The organism is Bradyrhizobium sp. USDA 3240, assembly GCF_054063295.1.
The window spans coordinates 8,616,067-8,636,003 of record NZ_JBSSGD010000002.1; the positions used below are offsets into that span (position 1 = coordinate 8,616,067).

Annotated in this window: 21 protein-coding genes; 11 read left to right on the top strand and 10 right to left on the bottom strand. The window is 64.1% G+C overall.

Annotation, left to right across the window (positions count from 1 at the left end; translation table 11 throughout):
• Positions 1 to 63: 63 nt before the first annotated feature.
• From ACVIGA_RS41110 to ACVIGA_RS41120, 3 genes are all read right to left on the bottom strand, one after another.
• Positions 64 to 1,695 (bottom strand): porin, encoded by a 1,632-nt coding sequence (locus ACVIGA_RS41110; RefSeq protein ID WP_456670512.1) that lies wholly within the window; start codon positions 1,693 to 1,695, stop codon positions 64 to 66.
• A 356-nt stretch (positions 1,696 to 2,051) separates the two neighbouring features.
• Positions 2,052 to 2,531 carry a hypothetical protein gene (locus tag ACVIGA_RS41115; protein WP_456670513.1) on the bottom strand — a complete coding sequence of 160 codons (480 nt, stop codon included), beginning with the start codon at positions 2,529 to 2,531 and terminating at the stop codon, positions 2,052 to 2,054.
• Between the two features lie 79 nt (positions 2,532 to 2,610).
• On the bottom strand, positions 2,611 to 3,594 hold the full coding sequence (locus tag ACVIGA_RS41120; protein WP_456670514.1) for an ATP-binding protein: 984 nt from the start codon (positions 3,592 to 3,594) through the stop codon (positions 2,611 to 2,613).
• Between the two features lie 190 nt (positions 3,595 to 3,784).
• Between ACVIGA_RS41120 and yajC the strand changes: the two genes are divergently transcribed.
• From yajC to ACVIGA_RS41145, 5 genes are read left to right on the top strand one after another with little or no spacing between them, the layout of a single operon-like run.
• A complete protein-coding gene (yajC, locus tag ACVIGA_RS41125; RefSeq protein ID WP_050400518.1) occupies positions 3,785 to 4,141 on the top strand; it encodes a preprotein translocase subunit YajC in 357 nt (118 codons plus the stop codon).
• Positions 4,142 to 4,181: 40 nt separating this feature from the next.
• On the top strand, positions 4,182 to 5,786 hold the full coding sequence (gene secD, locus ACVIGA_RS41130; RefSeq protein ID WP_456670515.1) for a protein translocase subunit SecD: 1,605 nt from the start codon (positions 4,182 to 4,184) through the stop codon (positions 5,784 to 5,786).
• Between the two features lie 10 nt (positions 5,787 to 5,796).
• Entirely contained in the window at positions 5,797 to 6,831 is a 1,035-nt protein-coding gene (gene secF / locus ACVIGA_RS41135; protein ID WP_223967692.1) for a protein translocase subunit SecF, read from the top strand.
• A gap of 6 nt (positions 6,832 to 6,837) precedes the next feature.
• A complete protein-coding gene (locus ACVIGA_RS41140) occupies positions 6,838 to 7,221 on the top strand; it encodes an Mth938-like domain-containing protein (RefSeq protein ID WP_223967691.1) in 384 nt (127 codons plus the stop codon).
• Positions 7,218 to 8,081: a phytoene/squalene synthase family protein gene (locus tag ACVIGA_RS41145; protein WP_456670516.1), complete on the top strand. Its 864-nt coding sequence runs from the start codon at positions 7,218 to 7,220 to the stop codon at positions 8,079 to 8,081. Before ACVIGA_RS41140 ends, ACVIGA_RS41145 begins: the two co-directional genes overlap by 4 nt.
• On the opposite strand, the gene ACVIGA_RS41150 is transcribed toward ACVIGA_RS41145, so the two are convergent.
• From ACVIGA_RS41150 to ACVIGA_RS41165, 4 genes are all read right to left on the bottom strand, one after another.
• The gene (locus tag ACVIGA_RS41150; protein ID WP_456670517.1) at positions 8,078 to 8,362 is read right to left on the bottom strand and encodes a DUF1488 family protein; all 285 of its coding nucleotides are present in this window, start codon (positions 8,360 to 8,362) and stop codon (positions 8,078 to 8,080) included. The two genes, ACVIGA_RS41145 and ACVIGA_RS41150, sit on opposite strands and share 4 nt — an antisense overlap.
• Before the next feature lie 75 nt (positions 8,363 to 8,437).
• Complete coding sequence (locus tag ACVIGA_RS41155; RefSeq protein WP_456670518.1) at positions 8,438 to 9,541, bottom strand: serine/threonine protein kinase; 1,104 nt, start codon at positions 9,539 to 9,541, stop codon at positions 8,438 to 8,440.
• Positions 9,542 to 9,546: 5 nt separating this feature from the next.
• Positions 9,547 to 10,980 (bottom strand): methylenetetrahydrofolate--tRNA-(uracil(54)-C(5))-methyltransferase (FADH(2)-oxidizing) TrmFO, encoded by a 1,434-nt coding sequence (trmFO, locus tag ACVIGA_RS41160; RefSeq protein ID WP_456670519.1) that lies wholly within the window; start codon positions 10,978 to 10,980, stop codon positions 9,547 to 9,549.
• Between the two features lie 216 nt (positions 10,981 to 11,196).
• Positions 11,197 to 11,349 (bottom strand): DUF1127 domain-containing protein, encoded by a 153-nt coding sequence (locus ACVIGA_RS41165; protein WP_016846063.1) that lies wholly within the window; start codon positions 11,347 to 11,349, stop codon positions 11,197 to 11,199.
• Positions 11,350 to 12,105: 756 nt separating this feature from the next.
• Between ACVIGA_RS41165 and ACVIGA_RS41170 the strand changes: the two genes are divergently transcribed.
• Positions 12,106 to 12,381 (top strand): hypothetical protein, encoded by a 276-nt coding sequence (locus tag ACVIGA_RS41170; protein ID WP_374707969.1) that lies wholly within the window; start codon positions 12,106 to 12,108, stop codon positions 12,379 to 12,381.
• A 153-nt stretch (positions 12,382 to 12,534) separates the two neighbouring features.
• Here the strand turns inward: ACVIGA_RS41170 and ACVIGA_RS41175 are convergent, their stop codons facing one another.
• Together ACVIGA_RS41175 and ACVIGA_RS41180 are read right to left on the bottom strand one after the other, a co-directional pair.
• Positions 12,535 to 13,350, bottom strand: coding sequence for a lytic murein transglycosylase (locus tag ACVIGA_RS41175; RefSeq protein ID WP_456670520.1), 816 nt, complete (start codon positions 13,348 to 13,350; stop codon positions 12,535 to 12,537).
• Positions 13,351 to 13,583: 233 nt separating this feature from the next.
• Complete coding sequence (locus ACVIGA_RS41180) at positions 13,584 to 14,495, bottom strand: DUF2189 domain-containing protein (RefSeq protein WP_456670521.1); 912 nt, start codon at positions 14,493 to 14,495, stop codon at positions 13,584 to 13,586.
• A 288-nt stretch (positions 14,496 to 14,783) separates the two neighbouring features.
• On the opposite strand from ACVIGA_RS41180, the gene ACVIGA_RS41185 reads away from it, so the two are divergent.
• Both ACVIGA_RS41185 and ACVIGA_RS41190 read left to right on the top strand, forming a co-directional pair.
• Positions 14,784 to 15,197 (top strand): DUF3597 domain-containing protein, encoded by a 414-nt coding sequence (locus tag ACVIGA_RS41185; RefSeq protein ID WP_456670522.1) that lies wholly within the window; start codon positions 14,784 to 14,786, stop codon positions 15,195 to 15,197.
• A 141-nt stretch (positions 15,198 to 15,338) separates the two neighbouring features.
• Positions 15,339 to 16,130, top strand: coding sequence for a fumarylacetoacetate hydrolase family protein (locus ACVIGA_RS41190; protein ID WP_456670523.1), 792 nt, complete (start codon positions 15,339 to 15,341; stop codon positions 16,128 to 16,130).
• Between the two features lie 14 nt (positions 16,131 to 16,144).
• Here ACVIGA_RS41190 and ACVIGA_RS41195 read toward each other — a convergent pair whose 3' ends face one another.
• Complete coding sequence (locus tag ACVIGA_RS41195) at positions 16,145 to 16,417, bottom strand: GNAT family N-acetyltransferase (protein ID WP_298363310.1); 273 nt, start codon at positions 16,415 to 16,417, stop codon at positions 16,145 to 16,147.
• Positions 16,418 to 16,760: 343 nt separating this feature from the next.
• Between ACVIGA_RS41195 and ACVIGA_RS41200 the strand changes: the two genes are divergently transcribed.
• The 3 genes from ACVIGA_RS41200 (at position 16,761) to ACVIGA_RS41210 (ending at position 19,893) form a co-directional block, all read left to right on the top strand.
• Complete coding sequence (locus ACVIGA_RS41200; protein WP_456670524.1) at positions 16,761 to 17,162, top strand: SPW repeat protein; 402 nt, start codon at positions 16,761 to 16,763, stop codon at positions 17,160 to 17,162.
• Between the two features lie 210 nt (positions 17,163 to 17,372).
• The gene (locus tag ACVIGA_RS41205) at positions 17,373 to 19,013 is read left to right on the top strand and encodes an acyl-CoA synthetase (RefSeq protein WP_456670525.1); all 1,641 of its coding nucleotides are present in this window, start codon (positions 17,373 to 17,375) and stop codon (positions 19,011 to 19,013) included.
• Between the two features lie 4 nt (positions 19,014 to 19,017).
• Complete coding sequence (locus ACVIGA_RS41210; RefSeq protein ID WP_456670526.1) at positions 19,018 to 19,893, top strand: PCC domain-containing protein; 876 nt, start codon at positions 19,018 to 19,020, stop codon at positions 19,891 to 19,893.
• Positions 19,894 to 19,937: the final 44 nt, after the last annotated feature.

Consider the following 19,937-nt stretch of genomic DNA (forward strand, 5'->3'; position numbering starts at 1 on the left):
GACTTCCAAGTCTCACAACAAAGACAACGGGGGAGGTGCAAGCCTCCCCCGTTTTGTTTCGGTTTAGAAGTCGAAGGTCATGCCTGTCGTCACAGCGCTCGCCTTGTTGCCGGCGACCACGTTGTTGTTGGCATCGCGTCCGCATATGCCATACCCGTGACCGCTCACGCCGAGGCAATAATGCGCGCCGGGGCCGTTGCGCAGGTAACTGCCGACAAGATACCAGGTCGCAAACGGGCTGAAGTGGTACTTGACGCCAGCCGCATACTGATCGGCGCTGCTGTCCACCGAGTTGAGCGTAAAGTCGGCCGATCCCGGTGCCGGAGTGACGGTGTAGTTGTTGAATACGCCGGTGCCGGGCGAGCCGGGGGAGGCGTTGGCATGGGCCCATGACGCGCTGACGTCCCAGGCGCCGACGCTCTGAGTGGCGCTGAGGAAGTAGCCGTCGCGCGACCGTTCGTTGAAGTCGGCCACGGTGTTCTCGCGCCGCATCACCTCATAGATGCCGTAGAGTTGCAGCTTGCCGATGCCGTCGTCGATGCGATACCCGGCGCCGACCTTCGCGGCCCATTCGTTGGCGATGCCGACGGCTCCCGGCGGAACGATCAGCACGCCGCCATTGCTCAACGGCGTGACGGCTTCGTCGCCGGTGCGGTTGGTGCCCTCATGCAGCTCGTAGGCGGCGACCGCCGTGAACGGTCCCTGATTGTAGGTCAGCGACGCACTGTAGAGGTTGCCGTAGGAGCCGTCGGTGCAGCCTTCCGGTGCCGCGGTGAGCGGGAAGCCGCTGCCGCTGCCGCGCGCGGACGTGGCGGGGCAGTTGAAGTCGCCGAGCGCGAAATCGCTGTTGTCCTTTGCCGTGTTCTGTCCCGGCGAGATCATCAGCGTGGTCTGGAAGCCGTTCCAGACCGGCGATTCGTACCAGAGCGCATGGGCCGCGCGCCAATCGAACTCCGCGCGCAGGTCGCCGCCGGTATTGCCCATGATCGAGTTGTAGTCGCCGAGCGTCGCCGAGAACGGATCGAACTTCGATGTGGCTTTCTTGTACGGCGTGTCGGACTTGCCGGCCTTGATGGTTCCCCATGGCGTTGCCATCCCGATGAAGCTGTCGCGCGTTCCGAGCGCGGCGCGCTCGGTCGGAACCGCGGCGACCTCGACAAGGGATTCGAACTGGGCGATGGCGGCCCAGCCGGCGAAGCCATACGGTGTGAGATCGTGACGCGCGTGGACGCCGAAAAAGGTGAGGTTGCTTGCCACACCGAACTTAGTGCCCTGATCGAACACGCCGGCGTTGAAGACGTCGCCGGATAGATCCACGTGGCCGTAAAGCGTGACGGTGGTGTTGTCGACGAAGGCGTTGCCGCCCGGCGCCTTGCTGTAGAGCGGCGCGCCTCCGATGCTGACGACGGCATGCTCCGGAGCTGGAGTCGGCGTCGGGGAGGGCGCGACGCCCGCATGCTGTACCGGGTTGCCCTTTGGCGTTGAGGCCGCCGCAGGGGGCGCGGCGCTGCGGCTTGAGATGGTGTTCACGCGATCCCGAAGCTGTGCATTCTCCTTCGCGAGCTTCGCATTGTTTCGTTCGAGCGCATCCAGACGCGCCATCACGTCATCGAGCGTTGCTGCCTGCACCGGTTGTTGTGTGAGCGCCAGGCCGATCGCCGCGAGTGCGGTTCCGGCGAGAAGTCCCTTCTTCATCTAATCCCCCTTTGTCAGAACGCCTCAGCGGTGTGCTGAGGGTCACAAAGTGGAGGAACGTTAATGTATACCACACACCAGATACATGGATGCGGACGGGGCCAGACAGATAAACACGCGATGTGACTTATATGGTACTATGATACTGCTGCACTGCATCAATTTGTCGCATCTCTGAGTCTGGAATAAGATTTGACTTACACTCAGGCAATTGAACTTGCGTCAGGAAAATCGATCCCCAAAATTCGGACAGGATTGCTGACGTAAGATATTGCACCGCAGAAATGTCGATGCATTTTGGAATAATGGATGCCAACTTTCGGTAGCTCAGAGCGAGTTCGTGCCCGGCAAGAGGCTTAGATCGGCTGCCAGGGGTCTCGCGTATCTGCGAGACGCTCGACCATGTCGCTCAGGAATTGCGGCGGTCCAAACGCGTGCCAATCCCCATCCGATTGCAGCAGCAGGGGCCGGCGCGCGTCGCGGCTGAAGGCTTCCAGCCACGCGCGCGCCTTGGCTTTCGGACGAGCGCCGATGGCAACCGCGACATCGACTGGAATTGTGCGCCAGACAAAGCTTGCCGGGAGAAAGATGACATTGGATTTGTCCGGACGCATCCAGTCAGGCAGCGGGCTTGTCGGCGTCAGCCAGCCGCAGACGAAATTCCGGCAGGGATCGATCGGACGCTCGTCGTAGATCGTGCATTTGCCTGCGCTGCTGAACGGGCACCTCTGCCCCGGATGGACGTCGTGGCCACGGATCCGGATTTTCAGCCAGCCATCGCAGCAAGCGGTGCACTCGCCACATCGTCTCGCAGTCGTGCTGGGTTCGGCCGGCATGCGTCGAGTGTACCCATGCCGCAATGAATTCAGAAGGCCTGCGACTTGATTCAGCGACCTGCCGGACGTGCGGCTCGCACTATGCGCCGCTCAGCCGCACGCCGAGCCGGCCGGCGAGTTCCTGCGCGTACTGCCAGGCGACGCGGCCCGAGCGCGATCCGCGGGTGGTCGACCATTCGAGCGCCTCGCGCTCGAGCTCGTCCTCGGCGATCTTGATGCCGTAATGGTCGCAATAGCCTTTCACCATCGCGAGGTACTCGTCCTGGCTGCAACGGTGGAAGCCGAGCCAGAGACCGAAGCGGTCCGACAGCGACACTTTCTCCTCGACGGCTTCGCCCGGATTGATCGCGGTCGAGCGTTCGTTCTCGATCATCTCGCGCGCCAGGAGATGCCGCCGGTTCGAGGTCGCATAGAGGATGACGTTCTCGGGGCGTCCCTCGATACCGCCTTCCAGCACCGCCTTGAGCGATTTGTAGGAGGCGTCGTTGCCGTCGAAGGAGAGGTCGTCGCAGAACACGATGAAGCGGAAGGAGGAGCTGCGCAGACGCTCCATCAGGCCGGGCAGGCTCTCGATGTCCTCGCGGTGGATCTCGATCAGCTTGAGCCGGTCGGCCGGCTTGCGATCGACATTGAGGCTGGCATGCGTCGCCTTGACCAGCGACGACTTGCCCATACCGCGGGCGCCCCACAGCAGCGCATTGTTGGCGGGCAGTCCGTTGGCGAAGCGCTCGGTATTCTCCATCAGGATATCGCGCATCCGGTCGACGCCCTTGAGCAGGCCGATCTCGACGCGGCTGACGCGCGGCACCGCGGCGAGGCGTCCGTCCGGATGCCAGACAAAGGCATCGGCGGCGCCGAACGTCTCAGCCGGATCGGGGGCCGGGGAGGCGGTCGCAAGGCGGCTCGCAATGGTCTCCAGGGCGTTCGCGATCCGCTCGGCGGTGACGCCGTCGAGTGGCATTACCGGGCGTTTTGTCGCGGCGTTTGCAGCACGCTTGGCGGCAGCTAGAGGGGCGGTTTTGCGGGTTGTTTTACTGGTGGTTTTCTTGGCTTTTTTCGGCATTTGTCCAGTTCCTGACGGCGCAGCCTTATCGGGCTGGCGGCGGTCCCGCAAGCGCCCTAAATGACGGTCCGTTAACGTTGCAATTGGGACCGCGGCCGCTATAGTCCGCGCGAATTTGTCCGGACCGCCATACCGCCCCGAACCCGAGGGTGCTGCCGGTCCTTTCCCGTCTTATCCGAGGATCGTCTGAATGCTGATTACTCCTGCGTTTGCTCAGGCTGGAGCTGGCACTGATACCAACAGCATGTTGATGTCACTGCTGCCATTCGCGCTGATCTTCGTCATCATGTACTTCCTGATTCTGCGCCCGCAGCAGCGGAAGGTGCGCGATCACGCGGATCTCGTGAAGAACATCCGCCGCGGCGACACCGTGGTGACCTCGGGCGGTCTTGTCGGCAAGGTGACCAAGGTGGTCGACGACGACCAGATCGAGTTCGAGATTTCGGACGGCGTTCGCGTGCGGCAGATGCGCCAGATGATTTCGGGCGTGCGTACCAAGGGTGAGCCGGCGAAGGGCGATGCCAAGGACGAGGCGTCCGCGAGCTGATTGCCGCGGAGCCCTTTGCCGAATCTGACAGGTCAATTCGATGTTGTATTTCACGCGGTGGCGAGCGCTGGGGATTATCCTGACAGCGCTGGTGGTCTGCCTGTGCGCCGTGCCCAATTTCTTCCCCGAAGCGCAGGTCAAGACCTGGCCGGCCTGGGCACAGCGGCGCCTCGTCCTCGGCCTCGATTTGCAGGGCGGCTCGTATCTCCTGCTCGAGGTCGACTCCAACTATGTAAAGAAGGAGAAGCTCGAACAGATCCGCGACGATGCCCGGAAGGCGCTGCGCGATGCCCGGATCGGCTTTACCGGGGGAATCGTAATCCGCAACGACGGCGTCGAGGCCCGGATCGCGAAGGAGGCCGATGTTCCTGCGGCGTTGGCCAAACTTCGGGAGATCGCGCAGCCGATCGGCGGCCTGATCGGATCGAGCGGGCAGCGCGATCTTGAGGTGGCGGACGCCGGAGGCGAGCTGATCCGCATGACGATACCGCAAGCGGCCATGCTCGATCGCATGCGCAAGACCATCGAGCAGTCGATCCAGATCGTCGAGAAGCGCGTCAACGAACTCGGCACCGTCGAGCCCTTGATCCAGCGTCAGGGCACCGATCGCATCCTGGTGCAGGTGCCGGGTCTGCAGGACCCGACCCATCTGAAGGAGCTGCTCGGCAAGACCGCGAAGATGGAATTCCGCATGGTCGACTCCTCGGTGTCGCCCGACCAGGCCCAACAGGGCCGGGTGCCGCCGGACTCCGAATTGCTGACGAGTGCGTCGCCGCCGCCGGTTCCGTACGTCGTCAAGAAGCAGGTGCTGGTTTCCGGAGCTGAACTCTCCGACGCTCAACCCGGCTTCGACCAGCGCACCGGCGAGGCGATCGTCAGCTTCAAGTTCAATACGTCGGGCGCGCGCAAATTCGCTCAGGCGACCGCCGATAACGTCGGCCAGCCGTTTGCGATCGTGCTTGACGGCAAGGTGATCTCGGCGCCCGTGATTCGCGAGCCGATCACCGGCGGGCAGGGGCAGATCTCCGGCAGCTTCACGGTGCAGTCCGCCAACGATCTGGCGATCCTGATGCGTGCCGGCGCGCTGCCGGCGCCGTTGACCGTGGTCGAGGAGCGCACCGTCGGTCCCGGTCTCGGGCAGGACTCGATCGAGAAGGGCGAGCTCGCTGCCTATGTCGGCTCGATCCTGGTGATCGTGTTCATGCTGATCACCTACCGGCTGTTCGGGGTGTTCGCCAACATCGCGGTGGCCATCAACGTCGCCATGATCTTCGGGCTGCTGTCGCTGCTCAACGCCACGCTGACCTTGCCCGGCATCGCCGGTATCGTGCTGACGGTCGGCATCGCGGTCGATTCCAACGTGCTGATCTACGAGCGCATCCGCGAGGAATTGCGCGGCGGCCGCAACGCGATCTCGGCGATCGACGCCGGGTTCAAGCGGGCGCTGGCGACCATCCTTGACTCCAATATCACCACCTTCATCGCTGCCGCCGTGCTGTTCTATATCGGCACCGGGCCGGTGCGCGGCTTTGCCGTGACGCTCGGCATCGGCATCATCACCACGGTGTTCACCGCCTTCACCATGACGCGCCTTATCGTCGCCGGGTGGGTGCGGTGGAAGCGGCCGCAAACCGTGCCGATCTGAGAGGCCTATTGTGACTCATACCGTTCTCATTGGCCTTGGCATCCTGATTGCCGTGCTGACCGTGGTCGCGGCGCTCGGCCTGCTGCCGCCGCTGCGTATCGTGCCCGACGACACGCATTTCGACTTCACGCGCTTCCGCCGCATCAGCTTCCCGATCTCGGCGCTGCTCTCGATCCTCGCCATCACGCTGTTCTTCACCCACGGCCTGAATTTCGGCATCGACTTCAAGGGCGGCACGCTGCTGGAAGTGCGGGCCAAGTCCGGCACCGCCGACATCGCCGCGATGCGTACGACGTTGAACGGTCTTGGCCTCGGCGAGGTGCAGTTGCAGCAACTCGGCGGTTCGGGCGAGGCCGACGTGCAGATCCGCGTCGCCGAGCAGCCGGGCGGCGACAAGGCACAGCAGGATGCGGTGGGCAAGATCCGCGCCTCGCTCGGCGAGTCCGTCGATTACCGCCGTGTTGAAGTGGTCGGACCTCGCGTCTCCGGCGAGCTGCTCGCCTTCGGCATGCTCGGCCTGATGCTCGCGATCGTCGGCATCCTGATCTACCTCTGGTTCCGGTTCGAGTGGCAGTTCGCGCTCGGCGCCATGATCGCCAACGTCCACGATATCGTGCTGACGATCGGCTTCATGTCGATCACTCAGGTCGATTTCGATCTCACCAGCATCGCGGCATTGCTGACGATTCTCGGCTACTCGCTCAACGACACCGTCGTCATCTACGACCGTATCCGCGAGATGCTGCGGCGCTACAAGAAGATGCCGATGCCGCAGCTGCTGAACGAGTCGATCAACTCGACGCTGTCGCGTTCGATCATCACCCACGTCACCGTGACCCTGGCGCTGCTCGCGCTGCTGCTGTTCGGCGGCCACGCGATTCACAGCTTTACCGCCGTGATGATGTTCGGCGTGGTGCTGGTCGGCACCTACACCTCGATCTTCATCGCGGCGCCCATCCTGATCTATCTCGGGGTTCACACCACGCGGGGCGAGGCGCAGGACGCGCCGGCCAAGAAGCCGGACGCGGCCGCAGCCAAGAAGTAGCCGGTCATGAGCAATCCCTCGGACGCTCCCCATCTTCCGAGGTCGGCGCCGATCGAGGCCTACGGCAAGGGCGGCTTCGCGTTTGCCGATATGTCGCATCGTGGCTCGCTGTTGTGCCTGCCCGACTCGATGTGGGCCTGGGCGGTGACCAGGCCGCAGGAGATCGACGAATACGCGCTGCAAAAGGTATTCGCGGCCGCCAATGCGATCGACACCCTGATCGTAGGCAGCGGCACCGAGGTCTGGGTGCCGCCAAAAGGCCTACGCGAGGCCCTGCGCGCGGTGCGGGTGGTGCTCGACCCGATGCAGACGGGCCCCGCGATCCGCACCTACAACATCATGCTGGGCGAGCGGCGTCGCGTCGCGGCGGCGCTGATCGCCGTGCCATGAGCGCGGCGGAGGCGCCGCAGGACGGCGCGGCATTCTGCGCCGATTTGGTGCGGACCCATGACTTCGTGCGCTACGCGTCGATCTTGTTCCTGCCGGGTCCGGAGCGCCGGGCGCTGCTCGCACTCTATGCCTTCAACATCGAGGTCTCGCGCGTGCACGAGCAGGTCAGCCAGCCGCTGCCCGGCGAGATGCGGCTGCAATGGTGGACCGACATGCTGGCAGGCGCCGGACACGGCGGCGTCGAGGGCAATCCGGTCGCGGCGGAGCTGCTGTACGCGATCCGCAATCACCGACTGCCGGTCTCGCCATTGTCGCAGCTGGTCGAGGAGCATCAGTTCGATCTCTACAACGACCCGATGCCGTCGCTGGCCGCACTCGAGGGCTACCTCGACGCCACGGCGTCGGCGCTGTTCGCGCAGGCTACGCGCGTGGTGGCGCGGCCGTCGGAGGCGATCGATCACCTGGCTCGTCATGCCGGCCTCGCCCAGGGCATGGCGCAGGTCATCGCGGCGCTCGGCCGCGATGCGTCGCGGCAGCAACTGTTTCTGCCGGTCGAGCTGCTGCAGCAGCACGGCAGCAGCAAGGAAGAGGTGTTTGCCGGCAAGCCGACGCCGAACATCCGCGCTGCGATCAATCAGCTTGCAGACGAGGCGCAGGGACATCTCAAGACCGCATTCGGGCTGCTTGCGGATGTGCCGTCCGGCGTGAGGCCGATCTTCCTGCCGCTCGCTCACATCAGGCGCGAGCTGAACCGGGCGAGGAGGGCCGACTACGACCCGTTCCTGCCGAAGCCGGTGTCACGACTGCGTACGCTCTGGACGTTGTGGCGAGCCGCGCGCACCGAGGAGTTCGGTCGCTAGCGCTGCTCTTTCGAGATGTGCTTGGTGAAGATCCGGATCGTCGCGCCTCTGACCACCGGGCCGCTGTCAAAGATGTCGGATGCGATCATCTCGATCGCGTCGCGCAGCGCAATGAACTGCGCCTGCCGGGCCAGGCTCGGTGTTCCGCGCGTGCCGGCCAATTCGTCCATTGCGGCGTCGCTGATCTGACATTCAACTTCCTGATCGCCGTGCATCATGGTGAAGCCGAACGCCAGGCGTTCGGAATCATATCCCCCGATACGGCCACGGGTGAGTGGCATTAAGCTTGTCCCTTGAGCGCGCTAGCCCTCACAAGATTGGCGCTTCGAGCTGCGTTTGTCGAGAGTGCGCGCGCTTCAGCGCGCCGGCCGATCCATCTCGGCGACTTCAAAATTGAAGCGGTCGCGCAGATTCTTGCGTTGCTCGAGGATGTCCTTGAGGAACTCGCGATCGGCGTCGCTGCGCATCATCGGCTCGATCAGGTCGATCTGGTTCATGGCGACGAGCTGCAGGATTTCGGTGCGCGGCTTGCCGGTCGCATCGCGCGGCAATGCATGCACGATCTGGATGTGTTCGGGCGGCTTGACGCCCTTGGCCCCGGCAAGCTCGCTGCGCAGCGTCTTCTCCAGTGCGGACTGGTCGGCCTCGACGAAGGCGTAGAGTCCGACGCCGACGCGCCGATCGGCAAAGGCGACGATCGCGGTGTCGCGCACGTCGGGATTCCTGCGGATCAAATCGACCAACACCGGCGCGTCGTTGACCAGTCGCCGGCCGCCACCTTCGCGGTCGGTGAAATTGAAGATACCGCGGGTGATTGCCTGATAGACCTTCTTGCCGGTCTTGAGCCAGACGCTGGCGACCGCGGACTTCTTCGCGAGCACCTTGCGCTCCTTCGGCGTCAACGCCTCCGGCGCGTAGCTGCGCTTGTGCTTCAACAGATGCCGTAGATCCTCATAGGCCGCGATGCGGAACAGCCGGCTTCGGGTCTTGAAGCAGGCAGCAAGCTGGAAGTCGGTGAGGTAGGCGCGGCCGTCGCGGCCGACCAGCCAGTTCTGCTCCTTGGCGAGGTCGTTGTGGCAGATGCCGGCGCGATGCAGCTTGCGCAAGGCGGCCTTGGCGGAGCGGAAATAGGCGACGTCGCCATGCGGCTTCGCCAGATGCAGAGCCGCGCCGTCGATGAAGCCGCGCACCAGCGCGCGCCTGCCTGCCCACAACAGCTTGGGGCCGACGTCGAGATCGCTCGCCAAGGTGAGCGCGCGGCGTTCGCGCGAGAACAGATGCAGCGCCACGGCGAACGACCAGAACGGCACCTGATCGAGCCGGCGCAGCACGCCCTCGACCTCGCCGCCATCGGTCCGGAAATGGCCGCGCTCGACCGTCGAGAACACGTCGCGCTTGAGCAGCACGCCTTGGCTCCATCGCGCCGACAGGGTGGCGTCGTCGTCTTTCGGCAAGCTCATGACTGTCAGGCCGCTGCCGCAACGCGCAGGTGCTCTGCGATCCAGTGGTCGAGGTCGGTGAGTGCCCGCGCGCTGATCGCCTGCTTCTTCGCAACCGTCTTCTCGTTGCCGCGCAGCCGCGAACCGTCCGGCTTCTTGGTCGGAGCACTGGCCAGCGGCGGGAACAGTCCGAAATTGATGTTCATCGGCTGGAACGAGCGCGTCCCGGCGTCGATGGTTTCGATATGGCCACCGGTGATGTGGCCGAGCAGCGCGCCGAGCGCGGTGGTGGCGGGCGGTGGCGTCAGCGCGGCGCCGCGCATCTCGGCGGCAGCGCAGAGGCCGGCAACCAGGCCGACGCTGGCCGACTCGACGTAACCCTCGCAGCCCGTCATCTGACCGGCGAAACGCAGCCGCGGCTGCGCGCGCAGGCGCAGCTGGCTATCGAGCAGTTTCGGCGAGTTCAGGAAGGTGTTGCGATGCAGGCCGCCGAGGCGCGCGAACTCCGCGTTCTCGAGCCCCGGGATAGTGCGGAACACGCGTTGCTGCGCGCCATGCTTCAGCTTGGTCTGGAAACCGACGATGTTGTAGAGGGTGCCGAGCTTGTTGTCCTGCCGCAACTGGACGATCGCATAGGCCTTGACCGTCGGATTGTGCGGATTGGTCAATCCCACCGGCTTCATCGGCCCGTGGCGCAGCGTCTCGGGGCCGCGCTCGGCCATCACCTCGACCGGCAGGCAGCCGTCGAAATAAGGCGTGTTGGTCTCCCAATCCTTGAAGTCGACCTTCTCGCCGTCGAGCAGCGCCGCGACGAAGGCGTCATATTGATCCTTGGTCATCGGGCAATTGATGTAATCGGCGCCGGTGCCACCCGGGCCGACCTTGTCATAGCGCGACTGAAACCAGGCCACCGACATGTCGATGGAATCCTTGTGCACGATCGGTGCTATCGCATCGAAGAAGGCCAGCGCGTTCTCGTCGGTGAGCTGCCTGATGGCGTCGGCGAGCGGCGCCGAGGTGAGGGGACCGGTAGCGACGATCACGTTGCTCCAGTCGGCCGGCGGCAGGCCCGCGACTTCTTCGCGGCTGATCTCGATCAGCGGATGTTCGTTCAGTGCTTCGGTAACGGCAGCGGAGAAGCCGTCCCGGTCGACCGCCAGCGCGCCGCCGGCGGGCACCTGGTTGGCATCGGCCGAGCGCATGATCAGCGAGCCCAGCCGCCGCATCTCGGCGTGCAGCAGCCCGACCGCGTTGTTGGCGGCATCGTCGGAGCGGAAGGAATTCGAGCAGACCAGTTCGGCGCAGCCTTCGGTCCGATGCGCCTCGGTCATCCGGTGCGGGCGCATTTCATGCAGGACGGCACGGACGCCGGAGTTGGCAACCTGCCAGGCGGCTTCCGAGCCGGCGAGCCCCGCGCCCACGATGTGCACGGGTTGGGAAGAGGATTGATGCGGTGTCATCGCGCAGCGTTAGCGCGTTTCGAGATCATATGCATCTGAAACTGCAGCAGAGCGTTTTCAAGCGAAGTGGGTACCGGTTCGCGTGAAGAAAACGCGTCAAACCTAGGACCAGAGCCCATCCCGTTCCGACCCCGTTCGGAACGGGATGGGCTCTGAAAACGAGAACGCCCGCTGTGGAAGCGGGCGTTATCCGTTCATCAGATGGCTTGCGGCCGATTAGCCGTTGTAGGTACCGGCGGCAACGCGCGGAATGTCCGAGCGGTCGAGGCCGATATCGGCCAGTTCGCGATCGCTGAGCTGGGACAGTTCGCTGACATTGCGCTGATAATCCCGGAAAGCCTGGATCATGCGGATGAGCGAGAGCAACATGGTAGTCTCCTAGTAATTATAGCAATTCAGATTCAGCTTTTCCAAAGCCTCATCGTTGAAGTGAATATAGATGATATGGTGCGCCGCGGTAGTTCCAATGGTGCGATGCAGCTAGACCCAAAACGCATGGCGGCGGTAAGTTTCGATTAACCGTTTGGCGCTTGCCGAGCAGGCCCACCAACGGAAGTTCCGCCGATGCGGCGTGCAATACAAAAATAATCTTGAAATCAGTTGGTTGGTAGAATTTCGGTAAGCCGGATTAGGCATCATATATGGTAACTGAAGACCGTCCAATCAAGTTTTTCGGCGACCTCGCGGGCCGGATCACGGCGATGTGTTCCATGCGTGATTCGCATGCGACAGGATGTCATAGAAGTGATTTTTTATTCATCTTATGGTGCGGGCGCCTCCATGGGTCGGCGAGGCGTCAATCAGTCGCATTGACGTGAGAGGTAATTCGGTCATGCGCCACGCGCGGATCCCCGTCGCGTCCGGCCGTGTCGCACGGAACGTGCTGAGGATTATCGGAAGTGCATTCGATTGAAGTGAACGTTGGCAGCAAAGCTAATGCGGCGCCGCTTCCTTACCGACATGTAATCGAAACACTATGCAACGCATGCGCGATCCGCGTGCAGCGCCGATCACATTCGTATCGCGCGAAGTTCATTCTGAACGGTGCCGTGAACAGCGAATAATCGCGCTGCAGATTCCGCAATCACGCAGGGATCTGTCCAAGAACAAGAGATGGATCATCCCATGATTAAAACATTCATCGCCGCGGCCGCCATGGCTGCCGTTGCTTACGCTGTCGCTGCTCCCGCCCAGGCCGCTCATCGTCATCATATGGGCGTCGGCTGCAGCGGTGCCAATTTCGGCAAGACTGAAGCCGCCGTCGAAGCTATGGCCGACAATGAGGTCAAATTCGCGGCGGAAAAGGAAGTCTCGCTCGCGCAGGATGCAATGCTGAACAACAAGTGGGGCGCATGCGGCGCGCACCTCAGCAAGGCCGCCGAAGAGAGCATGGCGAAGTAAGCTTTTGATCATGGCGATAAGGGCCGATTGCCTGGGGCAATCGGCCCTTTTTGATTCATCCTAGCGGGATCGGTATTGATCGAACCGGAGGCGCAGTCCGCGTTTCGCGTTCTTGGCTCGCCGTTGGCGCAAGACGGTGTGCCCTCCAGGGCGCTACGGAGCCTTGGCGAGCTGGGTCGCAAAGTAGCCGATCGTCTTGGCGTACACCTCGCTCTTATTCCACTGCTGGATGACTGCGAAATTCTCGCTGCCGGGCTCCCAGCCTTTGCCCTTCTTCCAGCCGTAGCTCTTCAGGAAGTTCGCCGTCGAGGCCAGCACGTCAGGCACGTTGTGCAAGAGGTCGCGTTTGCCGTTGCCGTCGAAATCGACCGCGAACTTGATGTAGGACGATGGCATGAATTGGGTCTGGCCGATCTCGCCGGCCCAGGCGCCGCGCATCTCCTGCGGTGCGAGATCGCCACGCTCGACGATGCGCAACGCATCCATCAGTTCGGCCTTGAACATGTCGGAGCGGCGGCAATCATAGGCCAGCGTCGCCAGCGAGCGCATGGTCTGAAACTTGCCGGTGTTGACGCCGAAATCGGTTTCCAGCCCCCAAATCGCGACCAGGATTTCGCCGGGTACGCCGTAGGCCTCCTCGATCCGCGACAGCACCGAGCCGTAGCGCTTCATCATGTCGGAGCCGCGATTGAGCCGCGGGGGTACCATGCGACCCGAGAACTGTTCGAAGGTCTGGCTGAACACCTGCTGCGAATGGTCGCGCGCCAGGATCGCCTTGTCCTGCGTGACGCCATTCAGCCCAGCCTGGATCGCGTTCTGCGAAATGCCCTTCGTCACAGCCTCCTTCTTGAAATCGTCAAGCCAGGACTCGAACGTGCCCGTGCCGCATTGGGCGGCCAGCGCAGACGCGGTCGAGGTCAAGAGCCACGCCCCGACGGCGAGCGTGCGAATGGAAAAGCGCGAGGTCATAGGCAATTTCACTCCGGAGTCTGCGATGTCATCGATTGGTCGCGAAACCCGGCGGGTATGTTCGCGGCAACAGCGGCCAAAACAAGGCTCGTGATCGAGCCGTTTATCTCGGGCAACGCTGCAAATGCCACGCCAATTTCACACCCATTTGACGATCCGGAACGACAAACCGCCAGCCGAATATAATCGGCCGGCGGTTGCTTTGGCGTTTACGCGTTCGGGTTAACGGGCGCTTAGCCGCGATCGCTGCGCCGCCACGGGAAAAGGTTGGCCGGGAAGTCGGCGGCGGGCTTGCGCTCGCGCGGCTCGGGGATCACCGGCCGTGCGTTCGGATCCTTGACGATGACCTCGCGATAGAGATGCCAGGTGGCGTGACCGAGCAGGGGGATCACGACGGCAAGGCCGAGGAAGAACGGGATTGTGCCGAGCAACAGCAACACCGCGACGATCAGGCCCCAGGCCGCCATCGGCACCGGGTTCTGTGCGACGGCGCGCATCGACGTCACCATGGCTTCGCCGGCGCTTGCCTGGCGGTCGAGCATCATGGGGAAGGCGACCACGCTGATGCAAAGCGCGACGAGCGCGAACAGGAAGCCGACACTGCAGCCGACCACGATCAGCCACCAGCCTTGCGTTGTGGTCAGCACGCGCGTGGCAAAATCGGGAATGTCGGCCGCAACCGCATAGCCGAACACAGCGGTGTAGATCGCCTGCGCGGTGGCGATCCAGGTCACGAACAGTGCGAACAGCAACGTTCCGACCCCGAGCATCGCGCCGAATGACGGCGAGCGGAATACCTGGACGGCGTCCCATGCGGATGCCTCACCGCCGTCCTCGCGGCGGCGGCTCATCTCGTAGAGGCCGATCGCGGCGAACGGGCCGAGCAGGGCAAAGCCCGCGGCCAGCGGAAACAGCAGGGGCAGCACGGAATAACCGTGCACGGTGCGCGCAAGCACGATGCCGAGCACCGGATAGATCAGACAGAGGATGATGGCGTGGCTTGGTACTGCCTTGAAGTCTTCCCAGCCGAGACGCAGCGCTTTATGCAAATCGGACAGGCCGATGGTGCGGATAACCGGCGCAGATGCGGGGCCTTGTCCGCTCTGTGTCATCGATGTGACATTGCCTTGGTATGGAGTGGCCATGGTCGTTGTCTCCCTCTGGGCGGGCGCATTCTGCGCCCGGCGCGTGGGCACAAACGTACCGCCTCTCGAAGCGATCACGATCAAGCCAGACGCGAAAGACAGAGCAGGGAACTGGCCGTGTCGCGAACTGTGAAGCGAGGGTACTCCCAAACCGCGGCAAAAGCACTCACGCTTAGGTGAATGTCGCATTGGCAAGGTATTGAGGGAGCGATACACTTGAACTGCGACCTCGGTCAGCCGGCGCGTTGCCGCGCGGCCTTCACATCTCAACTCTCTTGGGAGCGAACGATGAGCATTTTCGGAAAAATCATGGGCGCGATCTTCGGCAGCAGCGCCAGCGCCGCGCCCGCCGGCGGAACGGCCACAAGCGCAGCTCCCGCCGGTGGATCCGGTAGCGCATCGCCGTCTCCCGCCACGGTCCCCGCCGGGGCGGCGCCCGCGCAGTCCGTTGATGTCGCCCCGATCCTCGACAAGGCGGTTGCCGCGAAGGGCGAGAAGCTCGAGTGGCGGACCTCGATCGTCGACCTGATGAAGGCGCTCGACATCGACTCCAGCCTGTCGGCGCGCAAGGAGCTCGCCAAGGAGCTCGGCTACACCGGCGACACCAACGATTCCGCCAGCATGAACATCTGGCTGCACAAGCAGGTGATGACGAAGCTCGCGGCCAATGGCGGCAAGCTGCCACCCGATATCAAGCACTGAGATATCAAGCACTGACGGGATCATCATCCCGCACACCGCCAGGGCCCGCGCCAGCGCGGGCCCTTTTTTATAGGCCGGCGAGCATCTATAGATCGGCGGACAAGAAGGAGAACGCCCATGAAAACTCCCATGAAAACGCCCATGACTGATCTCGATCGCCGGACGATTCTTGCGACCGGCGCCCTCGCACTGGTCGGCGTCGCCGCGCAATCCGTGCCGGCCCATGCCGAAGCCGCGCCGAAGGCGATGTTTGCGGTCCCGGCCGTGACGATCCCGATCGTCGGCGCCACCGAGGTGTTCCAGGTCCGCCGCATCTACTGCATCGGCCGCAACTACGCCGCGCACGCCCTCGAGCGCGGCTCCGATCCGACGCGCGAGCCGCCGTTCTTCTTCCAGAAGCCGACCGATGCGATCCAGAACGTCGCGATCGGTACGGTCGCCGATCATCCCTATCCGTCGCTGACCAAGAACTATCACCATGAGGTCGAGCTGGTCGCCGCGCTGAAGTCCGGTGGCACCAACATCCCCGCCGACAAAGCGCTCGATCACGTCTATGGCTACGCGCTCGGCCTCGACATGACGCGGCGTGATTTGCAGAACGGCATGGCGGCGGAGAAGAAGCCGTGGGAGATCGGCAAGAGCTTTGATCACGCCGCGGTGCTCGGGCCGATCCATCCGGCAAGCAAGACCGGCCATTTCACGCAAGGCGCGATCTCGCTCGCGGTCAACGGCACGGTGCGGCAGAGCTCGGATCTGAAGAACATGATCTGGAGCGTCGCCGAGCAGATCGCAAAACTCTCCGAGGCCTTCGAACTGAAGGCCGGCGACATCATCTATTCCGGAACGCCGGAGAATGTCGGCCCGGTCGTCAAGGGCGATGTGCTGCTGTGCAAGCTCGAGGGCTTGCCTGACATGTCCATCAAGATCGTTTGACGCCGGGCAGGGCGCTAGCCCGCAAGGTCCGCAAATTCCGGATGCTTGTCGAGGTAGTCCACCACGAAGCCGCAGCCGGCGATCACCTTGTGGCCGTCGGCGCGGATCAGCTCCAGCGCGCCCTTGACCAGCTCCGACGCGATGCCGCGGCCGCGCAGGGCGCGCGGTGTCTCGGTATGGGTGATGATGACGGCCGAGGGCGTCTGCCGGTAATTCGCAAAGGCGGTGCCGCCCTCGGTGTCGAGTTCGAAGCGCCTCTCGGCCTTGTTGTCGCGGACGGCAGCCATCGCAAAATCCCGGTTGATTCACAGGCCTTGATCTAAGCGCGTGAACCCGCCGGTGCAAAGCCGCGACCAACCCGCAAATTGGCATTTGTGGATTGACGAGATGCGCATTTTGGCCGGCCTGACCGCCGCATTGCTCGGCGCCGCGCTGACGCTGCCAAATCGCTCGCGAGCCGCACCCGGCGATCCTGCCGCATCGCACATGCGCGGATCGGGCTTGCGGGCCGATGCAATTCGATTAGGCTTGTTCCCAGACATACGCCCCCGGATGCGGCCCAATGGTCGTCTGGTACCGAGTGGTGAGGCCGGCCGCTGACGTATGCCCCTTGTCGCAAGGAGGTTCGTCATGTCGGACAATCGTTTCTTCGGCACACACCGCCCCTGGGAGGACTGGCTCGGCATGCTGCTCGGCGTGCTGATCATGGTCTCGCCCTGGTTTCCGATGCAGGTCAGCGACGTCGTCGATGTCGAGCGCAGCCACCTGGTGCTCAACAGCTTCGTGGTCGGCATGCTGGTGCTGGGCCTCGCCCAGCTCGAATATGTCGCGCTGCATCGCTGGGAGGAGGTGGCGAGCATCGTGCTCGGCCTCTGGCTGATCGCGTCGCCCAACATCTTCGGCTATTCGGAAGACCAGGCGCTGCAGCTCTGGCACATCCTGCTCGGCGGGCTGGTCGCCTTGATCGGCGCCTTGCAGCTCTGGCAGGACTGGAACCTGAGCGAGCAGGACCTGGCCAAGCATCCGCAATAGCGGTCTCGGGCCAAGCATCCTCGGGTTGGCTGCCGTCGGCGCGGTATCATCGCGCCGCGCCCGGCGGGCCTTGCCGAGGCGCGCTGCTTGGCGATAAACCGGGGCGCACCAATCCCTTGCGGCGCTTGAAGACGCCCGGTTCTGACCGAGGAAACACCTGATGACCGTCCTGACCATGCCTTGTCTGTTGTGCGTATCGGCGTGGCGGCAATGAGCGGGACCGAGCTGACCGCGCCGCGCGGCGGGATCGCGCGGGTGTCGCGCCGGGTGATGAACCTCGCCTACATCCTGACCCAGAACGCCCGCCGCCACGGCGATCGTCCCGGCTTCATCTGGAACGAGAAGGCCTGGTCGTGGCGCCATATCGACCAGAACGTCTCGGCGCTGGCGGCAGCGCTCGCCGCGCGCGGTATCGGCAAGGGCGACCGTATCCTGGTGCATTCGAAGAACTGCGACGAGATGTTCTGGTCGATGTTTGCGGCCTTCCGGCTCGGCGCGGTCTGGGTGCCGACCAATTTCCGCCTGATGCCGGATGAGGTCGCCTATCTGGCGGCGGCCTCGGGCGCCAAGGCGTTTCTGTGCCATGCCGATTTCCCGGAGCACGCCAAGGCGGCCGCCAATCCCGCGCTCGAATTCGTCTGGCGGATCGGCGAGGAGGGGACCTTCGGCGAGGCCACGGTCGGCGACGTCATTGCCAAGCATGCCGGCGCTGCGGTCGAGAACGTTGCTGTCGAATATGACGATCCCTGCTGGTTCTTTTTCACCTCCGGCACCACCGGCCGCTCCAAGGCCGCGGTGCTGACCCACGGCCAGATGGCCTTCGTGATCACCAACCATCTCGCCGACCTGATGCCCGGCACCACCGAACGGGACGCCTCGCTGGTGGTGGCGCCGCTGTCGCATGGCGCCGGCGTGCATCAGCTGGTGCAGACCGCGCGCGGCGTGCCGACCATCCTGCTGCCGTCGGAGAAGTTCGACATCACCGAGGCGTACCGGCTGATCGCCAAATATCGCGTCAGCAACATGTTCACGGTGCCGACCATTTTGAAGATGATGGTCGAACATCCCGCCGCCGACCAGCACGACCATTCCTCGCTGCGCTATATCATCTATGCCGGCGCGCCGATGTATCGCGAGGACCAGAAGGCGGCGCTGCACAAGCTCGGCGGCGTGCTGGTGCAGTATTTCGGCCTCGGCGAGGTCACCGGCAACATCACGGTGCTGCCGCCCGGCCTGCACGATCCCGAGGACGGACCGCATGCGCGGATCGGCACCTGCGGCTTCGAGCGCACCGGCATGCAGGTCTCGATCCAGGGCGACGACGGACGCGAGCTGAAGGCGCACGAGACCGGCGAGATCTGCGTGATCGGCCCCGGCGTGTTCGCCGGCTATTACGACAACCCCGAGGCCAATGCGAAGGCGTTTCGCGACGGCTGGTTCCGTACCGGCGACCTCGGCCACATGGACGAGGAGGGTTTTGTCTATATCACCGGCCGCGCCTCCGACATGTACATCTCCGGCGGCTCCAACATCTATCCGCGCGAGATCGAGGAGAAGCTGTTGACGCATCCCGCGGTCGGCGAGGTCGCGGTGCTCGGCGTGCCCGACCCGTTCTGGGGCGAGGTCGGCATTGCCGTCTGTGTCGCGCGCGAGGGCACCGAAGCGGTCGCGGAGGCGGAGCTTGCGGCGTACCTCGCGCCAAAGGTGCCGCGCTACAAGATGCCGAAACGCTTCTTCTTCTGGGAGGCGCTGCCGAAGTCCGGCTACGGCAAGGTGCCGAAGCGGCTGATCCGCGACGAACTCGAAGCGCGCGGGCTGCTCGAGGTAACACCCAAATCAACGGGCGCGTGAGGCGATGCGCAGCATCGCCCAGCCTGGCGCTCCCATCCCCGAGCGCATCCAATGGGTTGCCGCGCGCGGCCGCGCTTTTTCATTCGTGCTCGAAGCCGGCATTCCCTTGCTCGAAGCCGTGCGTCGCGGCTTTGCGGCGGAAGGATTTTCCGGCGGCGTGCTGAGCGCGACCGGTGGGGCGCTCGGGCCGTTCGCCTATGTGATGCCGGCGCTGTCGAAGGACGGCGTCAATGCCGCGTTCTACAGCGACACGTTCCGTCCCGTTGGCGTGACGCGGCTCAAGCTCGCGGCGCTGACCTTCGGCGAACGCGACGGCGCACCGTTCTTCCATTGCCATGGCTTGTGGACGGAGGCCGACGGTCGCTTCAACGGCGGACACATGCTGCCGGATGAAACGATCGTCGCCGAGCCGTTCGAGGTCAGCGCGTTCGGGATCGACGGCGCGACGTTCGTCGCCGAGCCCGACAGCGAGACCAATTTCAAGCTGTTCGGTCCGGTCGCCAGCGCGCCGACGGGTGCGAAGACCACGAACCATGCCTTCGCGTTGCGGCTGCGGCCGAACCAGGATTTCGCCTGTGCTCTGGAGGGATTCTGCCGTGAGCACGGCATTCTGCGCGCGCGTCTGCATGGCGGCGTCGGCTCGACCATCGGCGCGGTCTTCAGCGGTGGCCACAGCGTGGTGCCGTTCGCGACCGAGCTTGCGGTGACCGCGGGGCAGATCGCGCCCGACGCCAATCGCCGGATGCGCGCCAGTCTCGACGTCGCGCTGGTCGACTATCTCGGCGGCATCGCCGAGGGACGTCTGGTGCGCGGCGATAATCCCGTGCTGATGACGATGGAGCTGGTGCTGGAAGTGCTGGAAGAGGCGGAGCGGCCGTAGGGGGCGTCCTCTGGTCTCTCCACGCGTCGTCCCGGCGTTTGCTG